Consider the following 18032-nt stretch of genomic DNA (forward strand, 5'->3'; position numbering starts at 1 on the left):
AGCCTGGTGGGCACCACCATCGAGTGGTACGACTTCCAGATCTACGGGCTGAGCGCGGCAGTGGTGTTCAGCACGGTGTTCTTTCCCGAGGTGAGTACCGTCGCGGGCATCCTGGCGTCCTTCGCGGTTTTCGCCCTCGGGTTCCTCGCCCGCCCGTTGGGCGGCGTCATCTTCGGCCATTTCGGCGACCGTGCCGGACGCAAACAGATCCTGCTTATCACCCTGTTGCTCATGGGAGTCAGCACTTTCGCGGTCGGCCTGATTCCGTCGTACGACACCATTGGCATCTGGGCGCCGATTCTCCTGATCCTGATGCGATTGCTGGGCGGGATCGCCCTCGGGGGCGAATGGGGAGGCGCGGTCCTACTCAGTGTGGAACACGCGCCACCAGGCAAGCGCGGTCTGTACGGCGCTCTCCCGCAGATCGGCTCGCCCGCCGGCTTTCTGCTGGCCACCAGTGTGTTTGCGATTGTGACAGCCGCTACCGGAGACGCGTTCGAGACTTGGGGTTGGCGAATCCCGTTCCTGCTCAGTGCGGTCCTCGTCGCGGTCGGCGTGTTCATCCGCCTGGCCGTCCCCGAGACGCCGGTGTTCGCCGAACTACGGGAGAAGGCACGGACAAAACAGACCATGCCCCTGTTAGAGGTGCTGCGTAACCACCCGAAGACGGTCATGTTGGGTATCGGTGCCTTCGCGGTCTCCAGCGGCGGGTACTACGTGTACGCCACCTACATGGTCGCCTACGGCAAGAATGACCTGGGAATTCCTGCCATCACCATGCTCGTCGGCGGAATCGTGTTCGCCTGTTGTGGCATCGTCGGCAACCTCACGGCTGCAACGATCTCGGATAAAGTTGGCCGCAGACCCGTCTTCATCACCATGGCGTTGTTCACCGTCATCTATGCATTCCCTCTGTTCTGGCTGGTGGAGACGAAGACAGCCGTGCTCATCTGGATCGCACAGGGCATCGGCGGCCTGGCCAATGGCTCGTTGTACGGACTGATGGGCTCACTGAGCGCAGAAATGTTCGACCCCCATGTCCGATACACCGGAGCTTCACTGGGGCAACAAGTTTCGGCTGGACTGGTCGGTGGGACCACACCGATGATCGTTACCGCGATGGTTGCATCAGCGGGCCACTCGTGGCCGGCGCCGATGTGGTTGGCCCTTCTGGCCGCGATCAGCCTTGGCTGTGTTCTGGTACTGCCGGAAACTTACAAGAAATCCATCACCGCTACTCACGCCGACGACCATGCCTCGGCCGCGTCACAGGCGGCCGCGACCTAACTGAAACTCAGCCACCCGATTCATCAACAGCGCGTCCCGACAACCCTTTAGAAAGGTGCCCCCGATGGCATTCGACCTCAACCCGAAACCCGAACTGCTGACCTTCGACTGCTACGGCACACTCATCGATTGGGATTCTGCGCTGCGCGGATATGTCGCAGATCTGCTCAAGCGTAAGAACCTGTCCGTCGACCCTGCCGAGTTCTACCACGGGTGGTACTACCGACATGCGTTGCGGCTACTCCAAGGCCCCTTCATCATCTACCGAGACCTGCTGAAAGAGAGCATGCAGGCTGCACTGCGGGAATATGGAGCCACCGTCACCGACGCGGACGGGGCAGACTGCGGCGACGCCATGGCCGAAGCCGAGCCGTTCCCCGACACCGTAGACGTCCTTCACGAACTCGCCGGCAGGTACCGTCTCGCGATCATCAGCAACAGCCAAGACGACATCGTCAGCCACGCCGTCAAGCGCATGGACAATCTCTTCAGTGTCGTGATCACAGCCGAGACAACCCGTGCGTACAAACCTGATTCGGCCTTGTTTGAACTCGTCCTGCAACGATCCGCCGTTCCCGTCGAGCGCACTGTACACATCGCCCAGTCTCAGTACGTCGATCTTCCCCGGAGCGTACCCATGGGATTCCGCACCATCTGGATCAATCGGAACGGCCAGAAACTCAACGAAGGCACCCCGGAACCCGATGAGACCCTGGCTGATCTGCGCGCGCTGCCTGCACTGCTCACGGCCTGAAAAACACTCATCCCAGGCAATCTTCGCAACGACACAAGGAGACCACATGCATCCGGCGGCTGACAGTCGTGGGGTAGTGAATCCACTCGATATCCTGGACATCAGTTCCTCACCGGGTCAGGAGAAGTCCCTCGAGGGCACGCCGCGCGGCACACCCGCGGACGACATCGATTTCTCGCACGGTGATGTCGGAGCCTTTCCGCCGATACCGGGTGCGATTGACCTCTATGAGCAGGCATGCGCTGACGGGCGTCGCTTCGCATACTCGCGCTATCGCGGCCATCTGGACGTTCGTGAGTATCTGGCACAGCGGGTCGGTCACTTCACCGGACGCACGGTGGACCCCTCACGCGAAGTCATCGTGACTCCCGGCACCCAGGGAGCCCTCTTCTTGGCGTTGTCCTCTCTGGTAGCGCCCGGCGACCAGGTCGCTGTCGTCGCCCCTGACTACTTCGCCAACAGCCGTATCGTGTCCTACCTACGGGCGCAGCCCATCGCGGTGAGGCTGCACTACGAGGACCCCACCAGGGAGGGCGAACTCGATCTGGACGCGTTGGCAACCGCCTTCGGTGCCGGTGCGAAACTTGTCGTCCTATCGAACCCCAACAATCCGACGGGGGTCGTCTACTCGCCGGCACAGATCGGCGAGATCGCAGCACTGGCACAAAGATACGGCGCGTTCATCGTTGTCGATCAGCTGTACTCCCGACTCATGTACCCGGGTCGGTCATTCACCCACCTCTGCGCTGCAGATATTGAAGCGGACCGCTGCATCACATTGCTGGGCCCTTCGAAAACCGAGTCGCTCAGCGGGTTTCGGGTAGGGGTGGCGATCGGCGCCTCAGATGTCATCGACAGGATGGAGAAGCTGCAAGCGTTGGTCTCGCTGCGTGCGTCGGGTTACAGCCAAGCCGTGCTCCGCTGCTGGTTCTCCGAACCGGAGGGGTGGATGGACCGGCGCATCAGCGAGCACCTGTCCATCCGCGACGACCTGCATGCGCGGTTTGAAGCAACGCCCGGTGTTTCGGTGCGACGCACGGAAGGCGGCAGCTATATGTTTCCGCAGCTGCCGCCGATGCGCGTCTCGGTGGCCGAGTTCAGGGCCCGGCTACGAACCGGCCACGGAATAACCGTCACACCAGGCGATGAATTCGGCGCCGGTTACGGCCGCAGCATCCGGCTGAACTTCTCACAGCAGCGTGACAAGGCGAACCACGCGGTCGCGGCAATCTGCGAGCTCGCATCGGAGTTCGCCGTATGAGCAGGGACATGCCGCCACACCCGATACCGAACGGTGACTACCTGACCGCCACCCGACACGATGCGGTCATCTACACCGCAGGCATGACTCCACGGAGAGACGGCCGGCTGATCGAGGTCGAGCTCACCGCGGCAGTGCGAGTGGATGACGAGCCCGCCCTCAGCTGATGGATCAGACCGCGGATCCCATCGAACGCGCACTGGCGACTGCCACACTCGACCGCTTCAATGCCTGGACCACGGTCAACCGGAACGTGCTGGCCCAGTACGAGCAATCGGCCCGGGAAAACCCAGGCGCCGAGCGTGCTCTGGCAGGCCTGCCCTGCGGCATCAAAGACAACATCGACGTCGCGGGCTTACCGACCGGGGCCGGCTCCGCATACCCGCCGGTGACCCCGACCCACGATGCCGGGGTGGTCAACGCCCTGCGCCGGGCAGGGGCGGCGATCATCGGCAAGAACGCGATGCACGAAATTGCCTACGGTTCCACCGGAATGGTGTCGGCCAACGAACCCGCGAACAATCCCCGGGCAACGACAAGAATCCCCGGGGGATCGAGCAGCGGCTCCGCTGCCGCGGTCGCGGCGGGAGACGTGCCCGTCGCGCTCGGCACCGATACCGGCGGTTCTGTGCGAGTTCCTGCCGCGCTGTGTGGGGTAGTCGGTCTGAGACCAACCACGAAAAGCCTGGACTCCTCGGGTGCAAGCCCATTATCGTCCACCCTCGACACCGTAGGGATTCTTGCCGCAACGGTTGAACTCGCCAAAACGGTCTGGCACACCGTGAGTGGCGGTGGACCCACGCCGCAGCGGGATGCCGGTGAGCCGCTCAGGGTCGGTGTGATCGTCGACGAGTACATCGCTGACACCTGCCAAGCCACTCGGGAGGCGGTTGTCAAGGCGACTGAGCTGCTTGCGAACTACGGCTATCCGGTTTCGCCGGTACATCTCGGATGGCTGAGCACCGCCCTGCCCGTCTACTCCGACATTGTCGGCACCGAAGCAGCCTGGGTTCACCGTCTACGGCTATCTGCACCGTCACACCTCTTTCAGCCCGCGACCTACCAACGGTTGCTCGCGGGCAGACATGTGCCTGGTTGGAGGTACTTCGAAGCGATGCGTCAGCGGGAACGGATGAGAGACGCATTGCTCGGTGTCTTCGACGAGCACGATGTACTCGTCTGCCCGACCACCCCTGTCACCGCGCCCAGATTGAACCAATCCACCGTGGAGCAGAGAGGGCGGTGCCTCGATGTCGGCCGCGCACTGATCAGCTACACCGTCCCCTGGAGTCTCACGGACGCACCATCATTGGCTCTGCCCATATCCCGTGATCCGGACAGCTTGCCCACCTCGATCCAGATTGTGGGAAGGCCCGGAGACGAAACGAGCGTTCTCAACGCGGGAGCCGTCATCGAAGCCCAACTCGCGCCGCGGTGAACGAAGGTCTGTCGGGCCAGGGCACCCTGCCGCGCCCCGACATCGACTAAACCTGGTTCGTGCCACCGTCGACGAAGACCTCGGAACCGGTCATGAAGCTGCTGGCGTCCGACGCGAGGAACACCACGGCGGCGGCCAACTCGGCGGGATCGCCGATGCGTCCCATCGGGTTCGCCGCCAGGCCGTCGAGCAGGGCCTGGCGCTGGTCGCCATCGGGCGCCAGTTCCTGCAGGCCGGGCGTCATGATCGGGCCAGGAACGATGGTGTTGACCCGGACCCCGCGGTCGGCCAACTCGGTGGCCCAGGTGCGGCCGAAGGACCGGATGGCGGCCTTGGCCGCGGCGTAGGCGCCGAACGCCGGGGTGCCCCGGGTGGCCGCCGTCGAGCCGGCGAGCACGATCGAGGCGCCGGGTTTGAGCAGCGGCAGGGTCTTCTGCACGGTGAACACCGTTCCGCCGACGTTGCGGTTGAACGTGTCGATGAGATGTTCGGGCGTCTCCTCCTCCAGGGTCGCGAACTCGCCGCTGCCCGCGTTGGCGAAGACGATGTCGAGCCCGGCACCCGCGGCGCGAATGAAGTCGACCAGCCGGTCCAGGTCCTCGGTCCTGGTGACGTCGCCGGCGACGCCGACCACGCCGGCACCGAGAGTCGCTGCGGCGTCGTCGACGCGCTGTTGGGTGCGGCCGGTGATGAACACCTTCGCGCCCGCGTCGGCGAATGCCCGCGCCGTCGCATGGCCGATGCCGGACGTACCGCCGGTTACCAGTGCTGTCTTGCCTTCGAGTTGAGGCATCTCGCCCTCCTGTTGTCGGGGAACGCCCGTCGCGTTCCACCCAGGACAACTAGGTGATATGTCACCTTATTCCTTCCCGACGTACGCAATTGGGATCTCAGGTCGGCATCCACTGGATCGCTCGTCGCTCCAATGTCCCGAGCAACAGGTCGATGGCGATCGCGAGCGCCGCCGCGACGAACAGCACGGCGATGATCTGATCCGACTTGAACGAGACCTGGCCCGATGAAATCAGACCGCCCAGTCCGGAGTGCGCACCGAGCAACTCCGATCCGATGGCAGCCTGCAGCGCGTATCCGACGGTCACCCGCGCGCTGCTGGTCACCCATAGGGCGACGGCAGGAAGGTACCCGTGCCGCAGCACGTCGAGTTTGCCCGCACCGTGCATTCGCATGTTGTCGACGAGCAAGCCCTCCACCTCGCGAACCCCGGCTGCCACGTTCAGGGCAACGAAGACGACCATCACTGCCACGACGAGCAGGACCTTCGGGGTGTATCCGAATCCGTACCAGACCACAAAGATCGGTAAGAGCAGGATGCGCGGAACCGCGTTGGCGAACACGACGATGGGACCAAGGATCGCGTTCAGCGTCGGTGAGAGACCCAGCATGACACCCAGCGTCAGGCCCAAGAGCTCCCCGATGATCCAGCCGACCGCCAGGACGATGACGGTGCTTTGCAAGGCTTGCCACAGTTCGCCGTTCGACGACAACGACGTCATCGACTTCCACACGTCCAGCGGTGCGGAGAAGAAGTTGTCGTTGATCCACTGGTGTTCTGCCGCAACGAACCACAACAGGACGAGCACTACGACGAGTCCTATGCGCGCGAGCAGTAAAGCGATCTCGGTGCGGAGCCTTCCGCTGCGGACAGTCATGCGGGCCTCCATGCCTTCATCCGCTTCTCCACCAACACGAGCGCTGAGTCGACGCATACCGCGACGAGGGCGATGATTACCAACGCCCCGATCACGGTGGACGCGGCCAAGCTCTCTTGGCCGGCCTGGACGATGTAGCCCATGCCCTCGTTGGAGCTGAGGTATTCGACGAACACGGCAGCCGCGAGTGACCACGACCAACTCAGCCGCAGGCTGGTGACTAGCCAGCCGATGATCGCTGGGACGTAGACTTCACGGACAGTCCAGTGCCAATTGGCACCGAGGACCCGGACTTGGTCCAGGTACTTCGAGCTGATGGACCGCAGACCGTTGAACACCGCGAAGAAGCTGATGAACAGCACCAGGCTGGAGACGAAGTAGGCCCTGCCGGAGACCGTGGTGCCGAAGGCGAGTACGAACAACGGCGCCATGGCGATCTTCGGAACGGCGTTGGCCGCCGCGATGAATGGCATCAGTAACCGATTGAGGATGCCGACCGCTGCGAGCAGCACAGCAAGGGAGACACCGATGACGGTGCCGAGCAGGTAACCGAGCAGTGCCTCCTGCAACGTGATCCACAGGTCCGACCAACCGGCGGTGTACTGCCCGCCGGCCCAGTCGACGATCCACGCGAAGACGTCGGTGGGGGTGCCGACCGTCAGTTCATTGGTGACGCTGGCCCGTCCGACGATCTCCCAAATGACCAGGAACGCCGAGACCAGAAGCAGCGTGATAGCCCGGTTCCGCCATAGGTCTGGTGCTGAGTTTCCCCTACCTCGCCAGCGGCCGCGCGAGTCCGGTTTGGATGCCGGCCGTGGGTTCGACTCGAGATTGACACCAACCATCAGCGCGCCAAGCCTGGGATCCGCAGTTTGTTGGCTGCGAGCACTTCACCCTCGAGGTCTTTCCAAATGGCGCGGTACAGGTCCAAGAATTCTGTCGTCATCTTCACTTCCAGGAGATCCCGCGGACGCGGCAGGTCGATTTCGTAGTCACCTCGGACGCGTCCTGGACTGGCAGTCATCACCACGATGCGATCAGAGAGCCCGATTGCTTCTTCCAGGTCGTGCGTCACAAACACCACCGTGTTCTTGCCTGCCTCCTCCCATACACGGAGCAGGTCGTTCTCCATCAACGTTCGCGTTTGGATGTCGAGGGCACTGAAAGGCTCGTCCATGAGCAGGATGTCGGGCTCGTAGACCAACGTCGAGGCAACGGCGACTCGTTTGCGCATGCCCCCGGACAGCTGGTGGGGATATCGGTCCTCGAAATCCAATAGACCGACGCGGGCCAGCCAGTCACGCGCGCGTTCACGCGACTCGGCCCTTGGCGTTCCGCGGAACCGCAGGCTCAACTCGACGTTCTCGAGTGCGGTGCGCCACGGAAGCAGCGCGTCCTGCTGAAAGATGAACCCGACGTCCTTTCGGATGCTGCCGACCACGCTCGGCCCTATTCGTACCTGGCCTTCCGAGGCTGGCCGCAGTCCCGATATCGCCGAGAGCATCGTCGACTTCCCACACCCGGTGGGTCCCACGACAGACACGAACTGGCCGGCCGGAATTTCGATCGAGACATCTTGTATGGCAACGAATTCAGCTTCATCACGTGCCGAAGATGGGTAGCGCTGTGTCACTCGGTCAAGGCTCAGCGAACGGTCGCCGCCACCTGCATCACTTAGGGGCGTCATCTGTCATCTCCTGTTCAGCTCGATATGTGGCGTCGGCGAGTGCGTCGCACAGCCCTGGCTTTCGGGTCGTTCGGGGGGATCGTGGCGCTCAGCGCTGGTCGTCCGGCTGGGCCGGGGGACGGTTAACCGCGGGTCCAGCCTCGACCGCCGCCACATCGATGCCATGCCGCGCCGCATCGATCTGGAAGAGTCCGTTCGACTGTCGAACGGACCCGGTCTCGGCATCGCCATAGAGCCGCATGCTCCGTAGTCCCAGCTGTTCACCGAGTTCTTGGTTGGCGAGCATCGCAGTCGGAGGGGGCGGGCTCGCCGCCTCCATGGTCAAACATGGCTGGCTGCTTCGGTTCCACGACCAATGGATTGCGTTGCGGGGCACCCGGTGGAAGTCACCAGCCTTGAGGTGGTACGCCTGTTCGCCCACGAATGTCCACATCTCGCCTTCGACGATGTAACTGATCTGCTCGTAGTCGTGGGCATGGGGTTTCGTGTGATAACCCGCTTCCCGGCTGATTGCGTAGATCGCGCATTCGTTTCCAACGGCGAGACGGAAGTTCGTTCCGTGGGACCGAACGTCGCTCTTCGAGTCGTTCCAGTACGTCGGCATGGGAGTCCTTTCCTAGATTTTCGTGGGGACGCGGTGATTTGATCGATCGTCATTATCCGTGCAGTGCGCGCGACAGAACCGCAACTTCCTCAGCCAACTCGCGTTGTGACACCTCGGCCGCGGCGATGATGTACGACGCGTGAAACGTGGCGGGATACAGGTGTAACTCGACTATGACATTGGCATCGAGAAGTCGCTGTGCATAACTGATTCCCTCGTCCCGCAACGGGTCGAATTGCATTACCGAGATGTAGGCAGGGGGGAGACCGGCGAAGTTCGTCTCCCGGGCCGGCGCCGCATAAACCGGAACGTTCGCAGACCCCGGATCGGCGAGATCGCCCAGGTAGTACTTCCAGCTGAGAATTGCCTTGGGCCGGTTCCATCGAGGAGTGTCCACGAACCGGCTCATACTCGGCGTGTCCAGTCGGTCGTCGAGTTCTGGAACACTGAGGAACTGGTAGCAGATCGCGGGCCCGCCGCGATCTCGGGCCAGCAACGTCAGGGCCGCGGCGAGCCCGCCCCCGGCCGACCTGCCATGGACGGCGACTCTGTTTGCGTCCGCGCCGATTTCGTCTGCGTGCTGAGCAAGCCAGACAAGACCTGCGTAGCAGTCTTCCAACGCGGCGGGGTAGGGATGTTCGGGAGCCAGGCGGTAGGCAATTGTGGCCACGATCGCGCCCACTTCCTTGGCCAGCTCGACGTCTCTGCCGTGCTCGGCCTGTATGGTTCCGCAGCAAAACCCGCCGCCATGCAGGTTGTAGACGATGGGCATCGGCCGGTCGGCGTCGGACGGAATGGTGAGCCGAAGCGTTACGGTGGTGCCGCGTTGGCCGACGGGAAGGTCGATGGTGCGCACCGAAACCCCGGCGGTGTCCGGCGGCGGCGTGAGCGCCATTATCTCGGTTTCCAGTGCACGGGCGGCTGGTATGTCGTTGAAGTCGAGATCAGCTATATAGCTCAGCCCGGCCGCAAGTTCCGCATCGAGCTGGTAAGCCAGTGCGGCCGCCAGAGCACTGTCAAAACGCTGATTCATCGAGATCCCTTCAGAGAAGTAGTCGAATAAGTGTCAACGTCAATGCCGTGGAGGGGGACCCGACGCCCGTCGGCGATCTGAAGTGAAACGTCCGACGAGCGAGCACCTCACCGGGTACGCACCGTTCGGTGCAGTCATTCCGCCACCCCGTCCGTCGACGGCCGCGCCTGCTCTGACCTAACCGGCGCGTAGGCGGTGAACTGGGCGAGGGCATCGAAGTCGTCGACCGAGTCCGGGCTGGCGATGTCCGTCAGCGCGTGTCCTTGGATAAGCCGCTTGACCGGCACTTCGAGCTTCTTGCCGGTGCGGGTGTGGGGAAGCGCGCCAACCGCGATGATGTCGTCAGGGACATGGCGCGGCGAGGCCGACGTACGCAACGTCTCGTTTATGCGGGCAACGAGCCGCTCGTCGAGCGTGACGCCGTCGGCAAGCACGACGAACAACACCAGCCAGTACTCGGCATTGTCGATTTCGGCTCCGACAATCAGAACGTCGTTCAACTCCGGCATCGGATCTAGCGCGCGGTACACGTCAGCGCTGCCCAGACGGACGCCCGAGCGATTCAGCGTTGCGTCCGAGCGGCCCGAGATGACAATGCTGTGCCGATCGGTGACCTGTACCCAGTCGCCGTGGCGCCAGGCGCCCGGATACGTCTGAAAGTAGGAGTCGCGGTAACGGGCGCCATCCGGGTCGTTCCATATCCGCAGGGGCATCGATGGCATCGGTTTCGTCACGACAAGTTCGCCGACCTGTCCAACCAGCTTGCGACCGTGAATGTCCCACGCCTCCAGCGCGACTCCGAGACATGGCACGGATAGTTCCCCCGGCCACACGGGCGTGTTGGGAGCGCTGGCCGCAAATGCGCTGGCCACGTCCGTGCCGCCGCTGGAGGAGACGACCTGGACCTTCGGCCCGACCGCGTCACGGACCCAGTAGTAAGAATCGGCGGGAAGCGGCGCACCGGTCACCCCCAGCACTTCGAGAGCGGACAGGTCACGCTCCCGTCCGGGCTCCAAGCCGGCCTTTTGGCACGCGGCGAGATATCCCGGGCTGACTCCGAGTACGGTCACCCGATGCTGAGCCGCGACGTCCCAAAGCCGTTGCGGATCTGGGTAGGTCGGGCTGCCATCGTAGAGGACGATCGGAGCGCCGAGGAGCAGCCCCGACACGACGACGTTCCACATCATCCAGTTGGTGCTGGTGTACCAGAACAACGGGCGTCCCGGCCCGGCACCGAGTTGTAGGCCGACATACTTGAGGTGCTCGAGCAGGACCCCGCCATGGCCGTGGACGAGGCCTTTCGGCGCCCCGGTCGTTCCCGACGAGAACAGGACCCAAAGAGGGTCGGCGAACTTCATCGCCTCGTACCGGGGAGTCTGATCGCCGCACTGGATGTCGTCCCACGCTACGGTTTGCGAGCGGGACTGGCCGGCGGGGATACCGAGACAGCTGATTTGCACAGTGACTCTCACGCTGGGCAGCAACGCTCGCAGCTCTGCGCATTCACGTCTCTTGTCGAGTGGCTTTCCACCCCACGAGTAGCCGTCCGCGGTGAACAGAACTACTGGTTCGAGCTGGCTGAACCGCGCCGCTGCGCCCGCCGCGGAGTAGTCTTGGGCGCAGGCCGCCCAGACCGCTCCGACAGACGCTGCGGCAAGGAACGCAATGACAGCGTGCGTTGTATTGGCCAGGTAGCCGACGACGCAATCGCCGGGACGGACACCTTCCGCGCGAAGCCAATTCGCCAGGCTGGCGACGCGCAGGCGCAGCTCGTCCCAGGTGAGGTCACAGATCTGTCCGCTTTCACCTACCTCGGTGATCGCGACACCGTCCTCGGCCCGAGTCGGGCAGGGACGCAGCGCGAATTCCGCGTAGTTCAGTCGAGTCTTCGGGAACCACGAAGCACCGGGCATTCGATCGTCATCGAGGGCGATCCCGGGTGGCGAACCGGGGGAAACATCGAAGTAAGCCCACACGGTCGACCAGAAGTCGCCGAGGTTGGCCGTCGACCATTCCCATAGCCTGAGGTAGGTGCTGGTGTCGATCCCGTGTCGTTCGGATGCGAACTTGCCAAAACGTGCGATCGCGCTGTTGGTGAGTTGAGCCGAACCTGGCATCCAGATAGGCGACGGCTGCGTGACTGCCGCGTTCTCGCGGTTCACTGGAAACCTTCCGACCCAACGATGTTGCCTCCCGCACAATCATGCATCAACGACGGTTCTCCTTTGGCGTTGGCGTGCATACGGTCTTGTGCTCGCGATATAGGAACGTCCCCTTGCGCACCCGGTTACTCGTCGCCGAGTGCGGGGGGCACCTGCAGTTTCAAATCGACGTATGCACGTCGCACGAAATTGTTGTCGAACGTCGAGGAGGGAACCGACTCGACGTCAGCTCCGGTGGCGTTACCGAGTGCGATCGAGGTCGTGATCTGTGACGGCCCGGCGCCACCGGTGTTGGCCACGATGCCGGGAGCGAAAAGCTTCCAGCCGCGGGCGAACTGGTCCGCGCTGGTCTTTTCGGTGAATGCTTTCGGAAGCGATGCATAGAGACTGTCGGGGTCGTCTGAGTTCTCCTGCTGGAAGCGCACGGCACGGAGTTGAGCTTCGACGATCGCCTGCGTGAGCGCTGGGTACTTCGTCGTGAACCTGTGAGACGCCCAGGTGACCAACCCGAGCACGGATCCGCCGAAGATGCGCTCCTGGTTCTCCGGTGAAAGCGGATTCTCGACGACGTAGCCAACGCCTCGGTCAACTGCGTCCGCCGCGGAGTTGGTGTCCATCGCCGCGATATCGCATCGACCGGCCTGCATCGTGGGCAGCAAGGCGCTGGTGTTGCCGACGGCCATCGCTGATTGCTTCGACCAGTCCAGACCAGCGGCCATGGCCACGTAGCGGGAGGTGACGTCGCTATTGCTGCCAAGAGTGGTGTAGCACCAGCTGCCGCCGTCGTAGGCGCCTGCGTTCGTGCCACGGCTCGACTCGTACTTCTTGGCGCCGACCATAACCGTGGCCGTACCCGTGTAGTTGGTGAAGATGCTCATGACGTCCTCGCCCTTGGCTGCCGGGGGGAGGAGTCCGGCGATACTGCCCTGGTAGAAGTCGATGCTGTTGCCGAAGAAGGCAGACTGCCCAATCGTGTTGGTGGTCTCCACGTCCAGGGTGATCGTGGTGCCGAACTGCTCTTCGACATCGCCGTAGTAGCCGAGTCCTTGAGCGAGCATCGTCGTCATCTGATTGAGGATGAATCCTTGAGATATGCCGATATGAACCGTTCCAGGAGCCGAACCGTTGCCTCCCGATCCGCTCGTGTCATTCGATGAGTTCGAACACGAGGTAACGAACAGTGCGGTGAGGGCTGCGCAAGCTGTCGCAGCTCTCAAGGCGGTGCGGGCCACCAGCCTCCACTCGGATCTTCTGGTCATCAGTTCACTCGCTCCTGACATCTGGCGGACATTTCGTGTGGTGCAGGCGAATTCGCGATCACGTTCAAGACGGATGGTGGTCAGCGCGCAGCAAGCATCGCACCGATGCGGTGATTGTGACTACCGCCACATGTCGGCGATCTGCACATCACGAGCCGACGAGTGCGCGATCGGTGCCGCACGGTCGTCGCCGCTCGGGTGGCACATCGACGACGATCGTCGGGTGCTGCTCGATCGGGTGACGGTGCAGGATGGTCGGCGTGACCATCTGTGCCGGCAGACGGCTCTTTCCTCAAGGGTGGCTGGCGGCCAGGACTGGACGATTCATAGGGAGATATAGCGATGATTGACGACGTGGTTCTGGCCTTGGTCGATGCGGCCAAGAAGAACGGCGGATACGGCGACGACGTTGCGGTGGCGATGCAGACCTGCATGGCGGCGCTTCGGCCTATTCTCGCCGACGAGGACCCGGAGTTGGTGACTTACTTCCGCAAGAGCGCTCATACGGACGGTTCCCGTGTCTTGTACTACGACGGTGCGCTCGGGGTGGTCTTCAACGCCGTGAAGTGTGGCTCGATCGTTCCCATTCACAACCATGGTTTGCCCGAAGTCGTCGGCGTCTACAGCGGCAGTGTTCTGTATCGCACCTACGACCGGCTGGACGATGGCGAGATCCCGAACGTAGCGAAACTGTCGTTGCGGGAAGAGCGAGTGATGAGCGATGGCGACGTGAGCGTCCTGCCTAAGCCGCCCAATGACATCCACGGTCTGCGCGCGGTCAAGGACACCACGGTGATGAACATCATTCCGGGCGCCCTCCAACCGATTCGCCAGTATTACTACCCGTCCGAGTCGGTCTACATCGAGCTGCCCGCGGGGGTGAAGCCGGCGGACGGGGGCGGTTGGTAGTCACTCGCATGCCTCGGCTCGATCATCCGATTAGGCAGGGAGCAAGGACATAGCCAATGACTGACCTAGCCTCCACCCCCAGCCCTGCCGACGTCCGACGAGTTGTCACGGCAAGCTTTTTCGGAACGGCCATGGAAACGTACGACCTGTTTCTCTATGGCACGTCGGCAGCGCTCGTCTTTGGGCCACTATTCTTTCCGGACAGGGATCCGGCAGTCGCGACGATGCTGTCATTCTCGACCTTTGCGGCTTCTTTCGTGGCCCGGCCAGTGGGAGCACTGGTATTCGGGCACTGCGGGGACCGCATCGGTCGCAAGGCGACACTTGTGACCACCCTGCTGTTGATGGGGCTGTCGACGTTCGCGGTCGGCTTGCTCCCGACCTATTCGAGTATCGGTGTAGCCGCCCCGACCCTGCTCGTTCTACTGCGTTTCCTTCAAGGGTTCGCCTTCGGTGGCGAATACGGTGGTGCCACGCTGATCATTGCCGAGTACGCGCCGCCGGAGAAGCGCGGCTTCTACACCGGCATCAACGGCGCCGGACCGGCGCTCGGCTTCATCGCATCAGCGGGTGTCTTCATCGCAGTCTCATCTTCGATGGAAGATGCCGCCTTCCGGGAGTGGGGCTGGCGTATTCCGTTCCTGCTCAGCGTTGCGTTGGTGGTCACCGGCCTGTTTTTGCGCCTCAAGATAAGTGAATCGCCGGTCTTCCAGGTCGCCCTTGTGAAAGAGACCAAACTCAGAGTCCCAGTGGCTTCGCTGATCCGGCATTACCCGAAGGAACTACTGTTGACGGCGGGCTCGACGGTCCTCGCCTTCGGCACTTTCCAAATCTTTTCCGTCTACATTTTGTCCTACGGCACGACGGTGCTGGGAGTACGCCCCAGCACTTTGCTGATCGCGCTGATCATTGCGAGCATCGGCCAGGCATGGTCGACGCTGCGGTTCTCTCAGCTTTCGGATGCGATCGGTCGCAAGAAGGTCGTCATGAGCGGAATGGTGCTGACAGCTCTCTGGGCGTACCCGATGCTGCGACTTCTCGACACCGCCAACTTTTTTGCAATCACCGCAGCCGTCGGTGTGCTCATGCTGATCTACGGCATGCTGTACGGACCGTTGGGAGCATTTCTCGGCGAAATGTTCGGTACGCGTGTCCGCTTCACCGGCATCGCCGTCTCCTACAACATCGGCTCCATCCTCGGCGGGGCACTAGCCCCGATCGTTGCCACTTACATAGTTGCAAGAGCCGACGCCTCGTGGCCAATCGGCATTTACTTGATCGTGATGGCGGTGATCTCGTTCGGTTGCGCTCTTTCGCTTCCCGAGACTCGCCATACGGATCTTGCGGCTGATCGAACATCGTTGCTGCACAACGACACTGGGTCGAGCATGCCTCGGGTCGCGCAACGACCGAAGAACACAGTTCCATGATGATCATCGTGGGTAAGTGACTAGAGTTGCCAATTCACCCTCGCGCCGAGACTGCCAACACTTCGCCATCCAGCGTGACCAGGCGGAACGAGTCACCGTCACGGACCACAGTGCCCGCGCTGCTACCGGTGAAGTGGGTTCCAAATACAATGGCTTTCGTGCCTGCGCAGGACTCGAGGAACGTGCGCCGGTTGCGCGCCGACGCGGGCTTGTCGAAATCCCCTGCCGAACTCCACTCCGTCCTCGCTATCTGAACGGGGTGGTGGATGAAATCGCCGGTAATGAGGGCGCATTCGCCGCGCGATGCGATGGCGACGCTGTGATGAGCGGGTGTGTGGCCGAGGGTGGGGACATAGCGAATACCATCGGCGACCTCATGTCCTGACGCGACGAACTCGATCATCCCGGCTTCGAGCAGCGGCCAAACCGACTGCTCGAAACCCCGGCGAGTCTGCTCGCGCCGTGCCCGGACCTTCCTGTCGTCGTTCCCTTCCCGCGGCGGCGTGTGGCAGCTAGTCGCACAGACCCCGGAGTGGTAGTCGAACTCATCGCCCACGACCAGGTGGACGGCGCGCGGGAACGTCGGCTTCCACACTCCTCCAACCAGGGTGGTGTTCCATCCGATGTGATCCAGATGCATGTGCGTGCACAGCACGATGTCGATGCGTTCGGGATGGTGCCCCGCGGCGGCCAGGCGGCTCAGAAAGTCGGTGTCCCAGTCACTCCAGGCGGGCAACAGCAGGTTGGTCTTTTGATTACCGACTCCAGTGTCGACCAGGATGCGGGTGCCGCCGACTTCGAGGACGTAGGAGTGGAGATTCCAGGTGAGCTGCCCTTCTGCGTTCGCGTAATCTGGGTAGAGCCAGGGGATCTGCTTCACGGCATCGGACGTTGCGTCAGCGATGAGTCCGTCGAGGAGGCCTGTTTCGACCGGCGCCTCCGTCACCTGTGTAACCTTGACATCGCCCACCATCCATCGGCGGACCGGCAACCCATTGCGTTGTTCGATCGTAGTCATGACCAGCAGGCCCTCTCTAGAGCTTGGTACCACGTCGGAGTTTCCGAAAGATGTTGATATCTAATCTAACTCAATCCGGGCGGTTGTCATCAACAACCTCACGAGACGCTGCAGAGATGCTCGGCGTAGAGGGACGTCAGGGCAGACAGGCGACCGAGCGACGTGCTCAGATCCCAGTTGGCGCGCGCGCAAATGCGTGTGAGGTGGCTGGAGACCGTGCTGTGGTGTAAATACAACTCAGCCGAGGCTTGACGGAGTGAGCCGGTCCGGCAGAACGCCTGAAGCACGCCGAGCTGATCCGCTCCGCCGGGTTTGGCCCGCAACTCGGCCACTGCCTCCACTCCCGGGTCGGCGCGAAGTGTAGACGTGGGTATCTGTGCGAGCAGGGCGAGTGAACCAAGGCGTTGGTGCGATGCGATGACGTCAGTTCGTGTCGCACCGGCAAACCGTAATGCCGTCTTCGCCTCGTCCCAGGAGAGATGAGCCTGTGTCACCGGTCGAGGCGTTCCGATACCAGCACGCAGTCCGGACTCTAAGCCGGATTCCGTTTCAGCTCTCTGCTTCACGTATTCGAAAAGGCTGTCTTCGATGGTGGCGTAGGGGACCACCTGCTGGACGATGACAGCGGCAAGTCCGTCTTGGCTCGTGACATGCACGCGGTCTGTGGGCCAGCACTGTTCGGCCAGGTCACGTGCCCAGACAGATGGGTCGCGCTTTGTGTGGTGCTTCAGGGCGACCAGGACGACTGGCCGACTGACGCGTAGGCCGAGCGCGCGTGCGGTCGCGGTCTGCGCATCCTCAGACCGAGTAGAGTCCAGGAGCAACCCCGTCTGATCCGCTGGCACGCGGCTGCTGCTCGGAGCAAAAGTGCCTGAACTCAAAGCCCCGGCGACCAGCGCCAGCCGTTCGAGTACGAGTTCGTCGAAGGGCTCGGGAACTCCGTGACGTTCGAGCCATACGACGCCGTGGCCGGCGATCTCGAGTTCTGCGGAAGGCGAGGGTGGAAGCTTCAGGCGCTGGCTCTCGGCGGTACTCGGCGCTAGGCGGACGACGACGCCGTTGCTGTTGCGCCACCCCACGACACACTGGGCGAGGCCTGCCGTTGCTTGTACAAGGGCGCGCGGACTTGCTCTGCGTTCCAACAGCATGTCGAAAAAGGCGATCACTCGCATCGCCGAGGCCGCCGCGTCCGTTTCTGACAGTCGAAGGAGCAAGCCCTGCATCGGCTAAGTCTATTGTGAGCTGGACTCTGCCGCGTTCAATTGTGGCGAACTATCGTAATGATGTGTTACCTGTCTGTGTGTGCTGAGATGCGTCTGCGTTGGCTGGTCAGATCGCTTGTCACTCGTCTTCGTCGATGCAGCGCGTATGCAGCTGTGCCCACAAGTACGCCGATGGCGCCGGTGGCTCGCCTCCGCATCGGCGTGAACTAGTGGTATGTCTGTGAATTAGTGGGGTAGTTTGTAGTATGCCTGTTATGACAGCTGCCGCGTTGCCGGTCAGCGATGCCCAGCGTGCGG

General features: G+C 62.6%; 18 protein-coding genes. 8 read left to right on the top strand and 10 right to left on the bottom strand.

What is annotated here, in order from left to right:
- The first annotated feature begins 6 nt into the window (after positions 1–6).
- From ACWDTP_RS02055 to ACWDTP_RS02075, 5 genes are all read left to right on the top strand, one after another.
- Positions 7–1287 carry an MFS transporter gene (locus ACWDTP_RS02055; protein ID WP_450016059.1) on the top strand — a complete coding sequence of 427 codons (1281 nt, stop codon included), beginning with the start codon at positions 7–9 and terminating at the stop codon, positions 1285–1287.
- A gap of 64 nt (positions 1288–1351) precedes the next feature.
- Positions 1352–2041: an HAD family hydrolase gene (locus ACWDTP_RS02060; protein ID WP_450016061.1), complete on the top strand. Its 690-nt coding sequence runs from the start codon at positions 1352–1354 to the stop codon at positions 2039–2041.
- A 46-nt stretch (positions 2042–2087) separates the two neighbouring features.
- Complete coding sequence (locus ACWDTP_RS02065; protein ID WP_450016063.1) at positions 2088–3302, top strand: pyridoxal phosphate-dependent aminotransferase; 1215 nt, start codon at positions 2088–2090, stop codon at positions 3300–3302.
- Positions 3299–3469 carry a hypothetical protein gene (locus ACWDTP_RS02070; protein WP_450016065.1) on the top strand — a complete coding sequence of 57 codons (171 nt, stop codon included), beginning with the start codon at positions 3299–3301 and terminating at the stop codon, positions 3467–3469. The genes ACWDTP_RS02065 and ACWDTP_RS02070 overlap by 4 nt, the downstream gene beginning before the upstream one ends.
- Entirely contained in the window at positions 3469–4740 is a 1272-nt protein-coding gene (locus ACWDTP_RS02075; RefSeq protein ID WP_450016067.1) for an amidase, read from the top strand. Before ACWDTP_RS02070 ends, ACWDTP_RS02075 begins: the two co-directional genes overlap by 1 nt.
- Before the next feature lie 46 nt (positions 4741–4786).
- Here ACWDTP_RS02075 and ACWDTP_RS02080 read toward each other — a convergent pair whose 3' ends face one another.
- The 8 genes from ACWDTP_RS02080 to ACWDTP_RS02115 form a co-directional block, all read right to left on the bottom strand.
- Positions 4787–5533: an SDR family NAD(P)-dependent oxidoreductase gene (locus tag ACWDTP_RS02080; protein WP_450016069.1), complete on the bottom strand. Its 747-nt coding sequence runs from the start codon at positions 5531–5533 to the stop codon at positions 4787–4789.
- Positions 5534–5630: 97 nt separating this feature from the next.
- Positions 5631–6410, bottom strand: a complete 780-nt coding sequence (locus ACWDTP_RS02085) for an ABC transporter permease (protein ID WP_450016071.1) — start codon at positions 6408–6410, stop codon at positions 5631–5633.
- Positions 6407–7255: an ABC transporter permease gene (locus tag ACWDTP_RS02090; RefSeq protein ID WP_450016073.1), complete on the bottom strand. Its 849-nt coding sequence runs from the start codon at positions 7253–7255 to the stop codon at positions 6407–6409. The genes ACWDTP_RS02085 and ACWDTP_RS02090 overlap by 4 nt, the downstream gene beginning before the upstream one ends.
- On the bottom strand, positions 7255–8097 hold the full coding sequence (locus tag ACWDTP_RS02095) for an ABC transporter ATP-binding protein (RefSeq protein ID WP_450016075.1): 843 nt from the start codon (positions 8095–8097) through the stop codon (positions 7255–7257). The genes ACWDTP_RS02090 and ACWDTP_RS02095 overlap by 1 nt, the downstream gene beginning before the upstream one ends.
- A gap of 88 nt (positions 8098–8185) precedes the next feature.
- On the bottom strand, positions 8186–8701 hold the full coding sequence (locus ACWDTP_RS02100; protein WP_450016077.1) for a cupin domain-containing protein: 516 nt from the start codon (positions 8699–8701) through the stop codon (positions 8186–8188).
- A gap of 52 nt (positions 8702–8753) precedes the next feature.
- Positions 8754–9734 carry an alpha/beta hydrolase gene (locus ACWDTP_RS02105; protein WP_450016079.1) on the bottom strand — a complete coding sequence of 327 codons (981 nt, stop codon included), beginning with the start codon at positions 9732–9734 and terminating at the stop codon, positions 8754–8756.
- A 134-nt stretch (positions 9735–9868) separates the two neighbouring features.
- Positions 9869–11896 (bottom strand): acetoacetate--CoA ligase, encoded by a 2028-nt coding sequence (locus tag ACWDTP_RS02110; protein ID WP_450016081.1) that lies wholly within the window; start codon positions 11894–11896, stop codon positions 9869–9871.
- Positions 11897–12021: 125 nt separating this feature from the next.
- Positions 12022–12963, bottom strand: coding sequence for a hypothetical protein (locus ACWDTP_RS02115; protein ID WP_450016083.1), 942 nt, complete (start codon positions 12961–12963; stop codon positions 12022–12024).
- A gap of 76 nt (positions 12964–13039) precedes the next feature.
- Here ACWDTP_RS02115 and ACWDTP_RS02120 point away from each other — a divergent pair, with 76 nt between their 5' ends.
- Genes ACWDTP_RS02120 through ACWDTP_RS02130 form a run of 3 tightly spaced genes read left to right on the top strand, consistent with a single transcriptional unit; the run spans position 13040 to position 15494 of the window.
- Complete coding sequence (locus ACWDTP_RS02120; RefSeq protein WP_450016085.1) at positions 13040–13495, top strand: hypothetical protein; 456 nt, start codon at positions 13040–13042, stop codon at positions 13493–13495.
- A 2-nt stretch (positions 13496–13497) separates the two neighbouring features.
- The gene (locus ACWDTP_RS02125; RefSeq protein WP_450016087.1) at positions 13498–14064 is read left to right on the top strand and encodes a hypothetical protein; all 567 of its coding nucleotides are present in this window, start codon (positions 13498–13500) and stop codon (positions 14062–14064) included.
- A 56-nt stretch (positions 14065–14120) separates the two neighbouring features.
- On the top strand, positions 14121–15494 hold the full coding sequence (locus ACWDTP_RS02130) for an MFS transporter (RefSeq protein ID WP_450016089.1): 1374 nt from the start codon (positions 14121–14123) through the stop codon (positions 15492–15494).
- A 34-nt stretch (positions 15495–15528) separates the two neighbouring features.
- On the opposite strand, the gene ACWDTP_RS02135 is transcribed toward ACWDTP_RS02130, so the two are convergent.
- Both ACWDTP_RS02135 and ACWDTP_RS02140 read right to left on the bottom strand, forming a co-directional pair.
- Complete coding sequence (locus ACWDTP_RS02135; protein WP_450016091.1) at positions 15529–16512, bottom strand: MBL fold metallo-hydrolase; 984 nt, start codon at positions 16510–16512, stop codon at positions 15529–15531.
- Between the two features lie 98 nt (positions 16513–16610).
- A complete protein-coding gene (locus ACWDTP_RS02140; protein WP_450016093.1) occupies positions 16611–17735 on the bottom strand; it encodes a hypothetical protein in 1125 nt (374 codons plus the stop codon).
- Between the last annotated feature and the right edge of the window lie 297 nt (positions 17736–18032).

The sequence above is a fragment of the Mycobacterium sp. NPDC003449 genome (genome assembly GCF_053588415.1).

What these genes read in the sequence shown, in the direction of transcription:
- ACWDTP_RS02095 (WP_450016075.1), bottom strand. Translation starts at nt 8,097, where the DNA reads ATGACGCCCCTAAGTGATGCAGGTGGCGGCGACCGTTCGCTGAGCCTT.
- ACWDTP_RS02090 (WP_450016073.1), bottom strand. Translation starts at nt 7,255, where the DNA reads ATGGTTGGTGTCAATCTCGAGTCGAACCCACGGCCGGCATCCAAACCG.
- ACWDTP_RS02100 (WP_450016077.1), bottom strand. Translation starts at nt 8,701, where the DNA reads ATGCCGACGTACTGGAACGACTCGAAGAGCGACGTTCGGTCCCACGGA.
- ACWDTP_RS02125 (WP_450016087.1), top strand. Translation starts at nt 13,498, where the DNA reads ATGATTGACGACGTGGTTCTGGCCTTGGTCGATGCGGCCAAGAAGAAC.
- ACWDTP_RS02080 (WP_450016069.1), bottom strand. Translation starts at nt 5,533, where the DNA reads ATGCCTCAACTCGAAGGCAAGACAGCACTGGTAACCGGCGGTACGTCC.
- ACWDTP_RS02070 (WP_450016065.1), top strand. Translation starts at nt 3,299, where the DNA reads ATGAGCAGGGACATGCCGCCACACCCGATACCGAACGGTGACTACCTG.
- ACWDTP_RS02115 (WP_450016083.1), bottom strand. Translation starts at nt 12,963, where the DNA reads ATGACGACGATGCTCGCTCAAGGACTCGGCTACTACGGCGATGTCGAA.
- ACWDTP_RS02065 (WP_450016063.1), top strand. Translation starts at nt 2,088, where the DNA reads ATGCATCCGGCGGCTGACAGTCGTGGGGTAGTGAATCCACTCGATATC.
- ACWDTP_RS02135 (WP_450016091.1), bottom strand. Translation starts at nt 16,512, where the DNA reads ATGACTACGATCGAACAACGCAATGGGTTGCCGGTCCGCCGATGGATG.
- ACWDTP_RS02105 (WP_450016079.1), bottom strand. Translation starts at nt 9,734, where the DNA reads ATGAATCAGCGTTTTGACAGTGCTCTGGCGGCCGCACTGGCTTACCAG.
- ACWDTP_RS02140 (WP_450016093.1), bottom strand. Translation starts at nt 17,735, where the DNA reads ATGCAGGGCTTGCTCCTTCGACTGTCAGAAACGGACGCGGCGGCCTCG.
- ACWDTP_RS02060 (WP_450016061.1), top strand. Translation starts at nt 1,352, where the DNA reads ATGGCATTCGACCTCAACCCGAAACCCGAACTGCTGACCTTCGACTGC.
- ACWDTP_RS02075 (WP_450016067.1), top strand. Translation starts at nt 3,469, where the DNA reads ATGGATCAGACCGCGGATCCCATCGAACGCGCACTGGCGACTGCCACA.
- ACWDTP_RS02130 (WP_450016089.1), top strand. Translation starts at nt 14,121, where the DNA reads ATGACTGACCTAGCCTCCACCCCCAGCCCTGCCGACGTCCGACGAGTT.
- ACWDTP_RS02085 (WP_450016071.1), bottom strand. Translation starts at nt 6,410, where the DNA reads ATGACTGTCCGCAGCGGAAGGCTCCGCACCGAGATCGCTTTACTGCTC.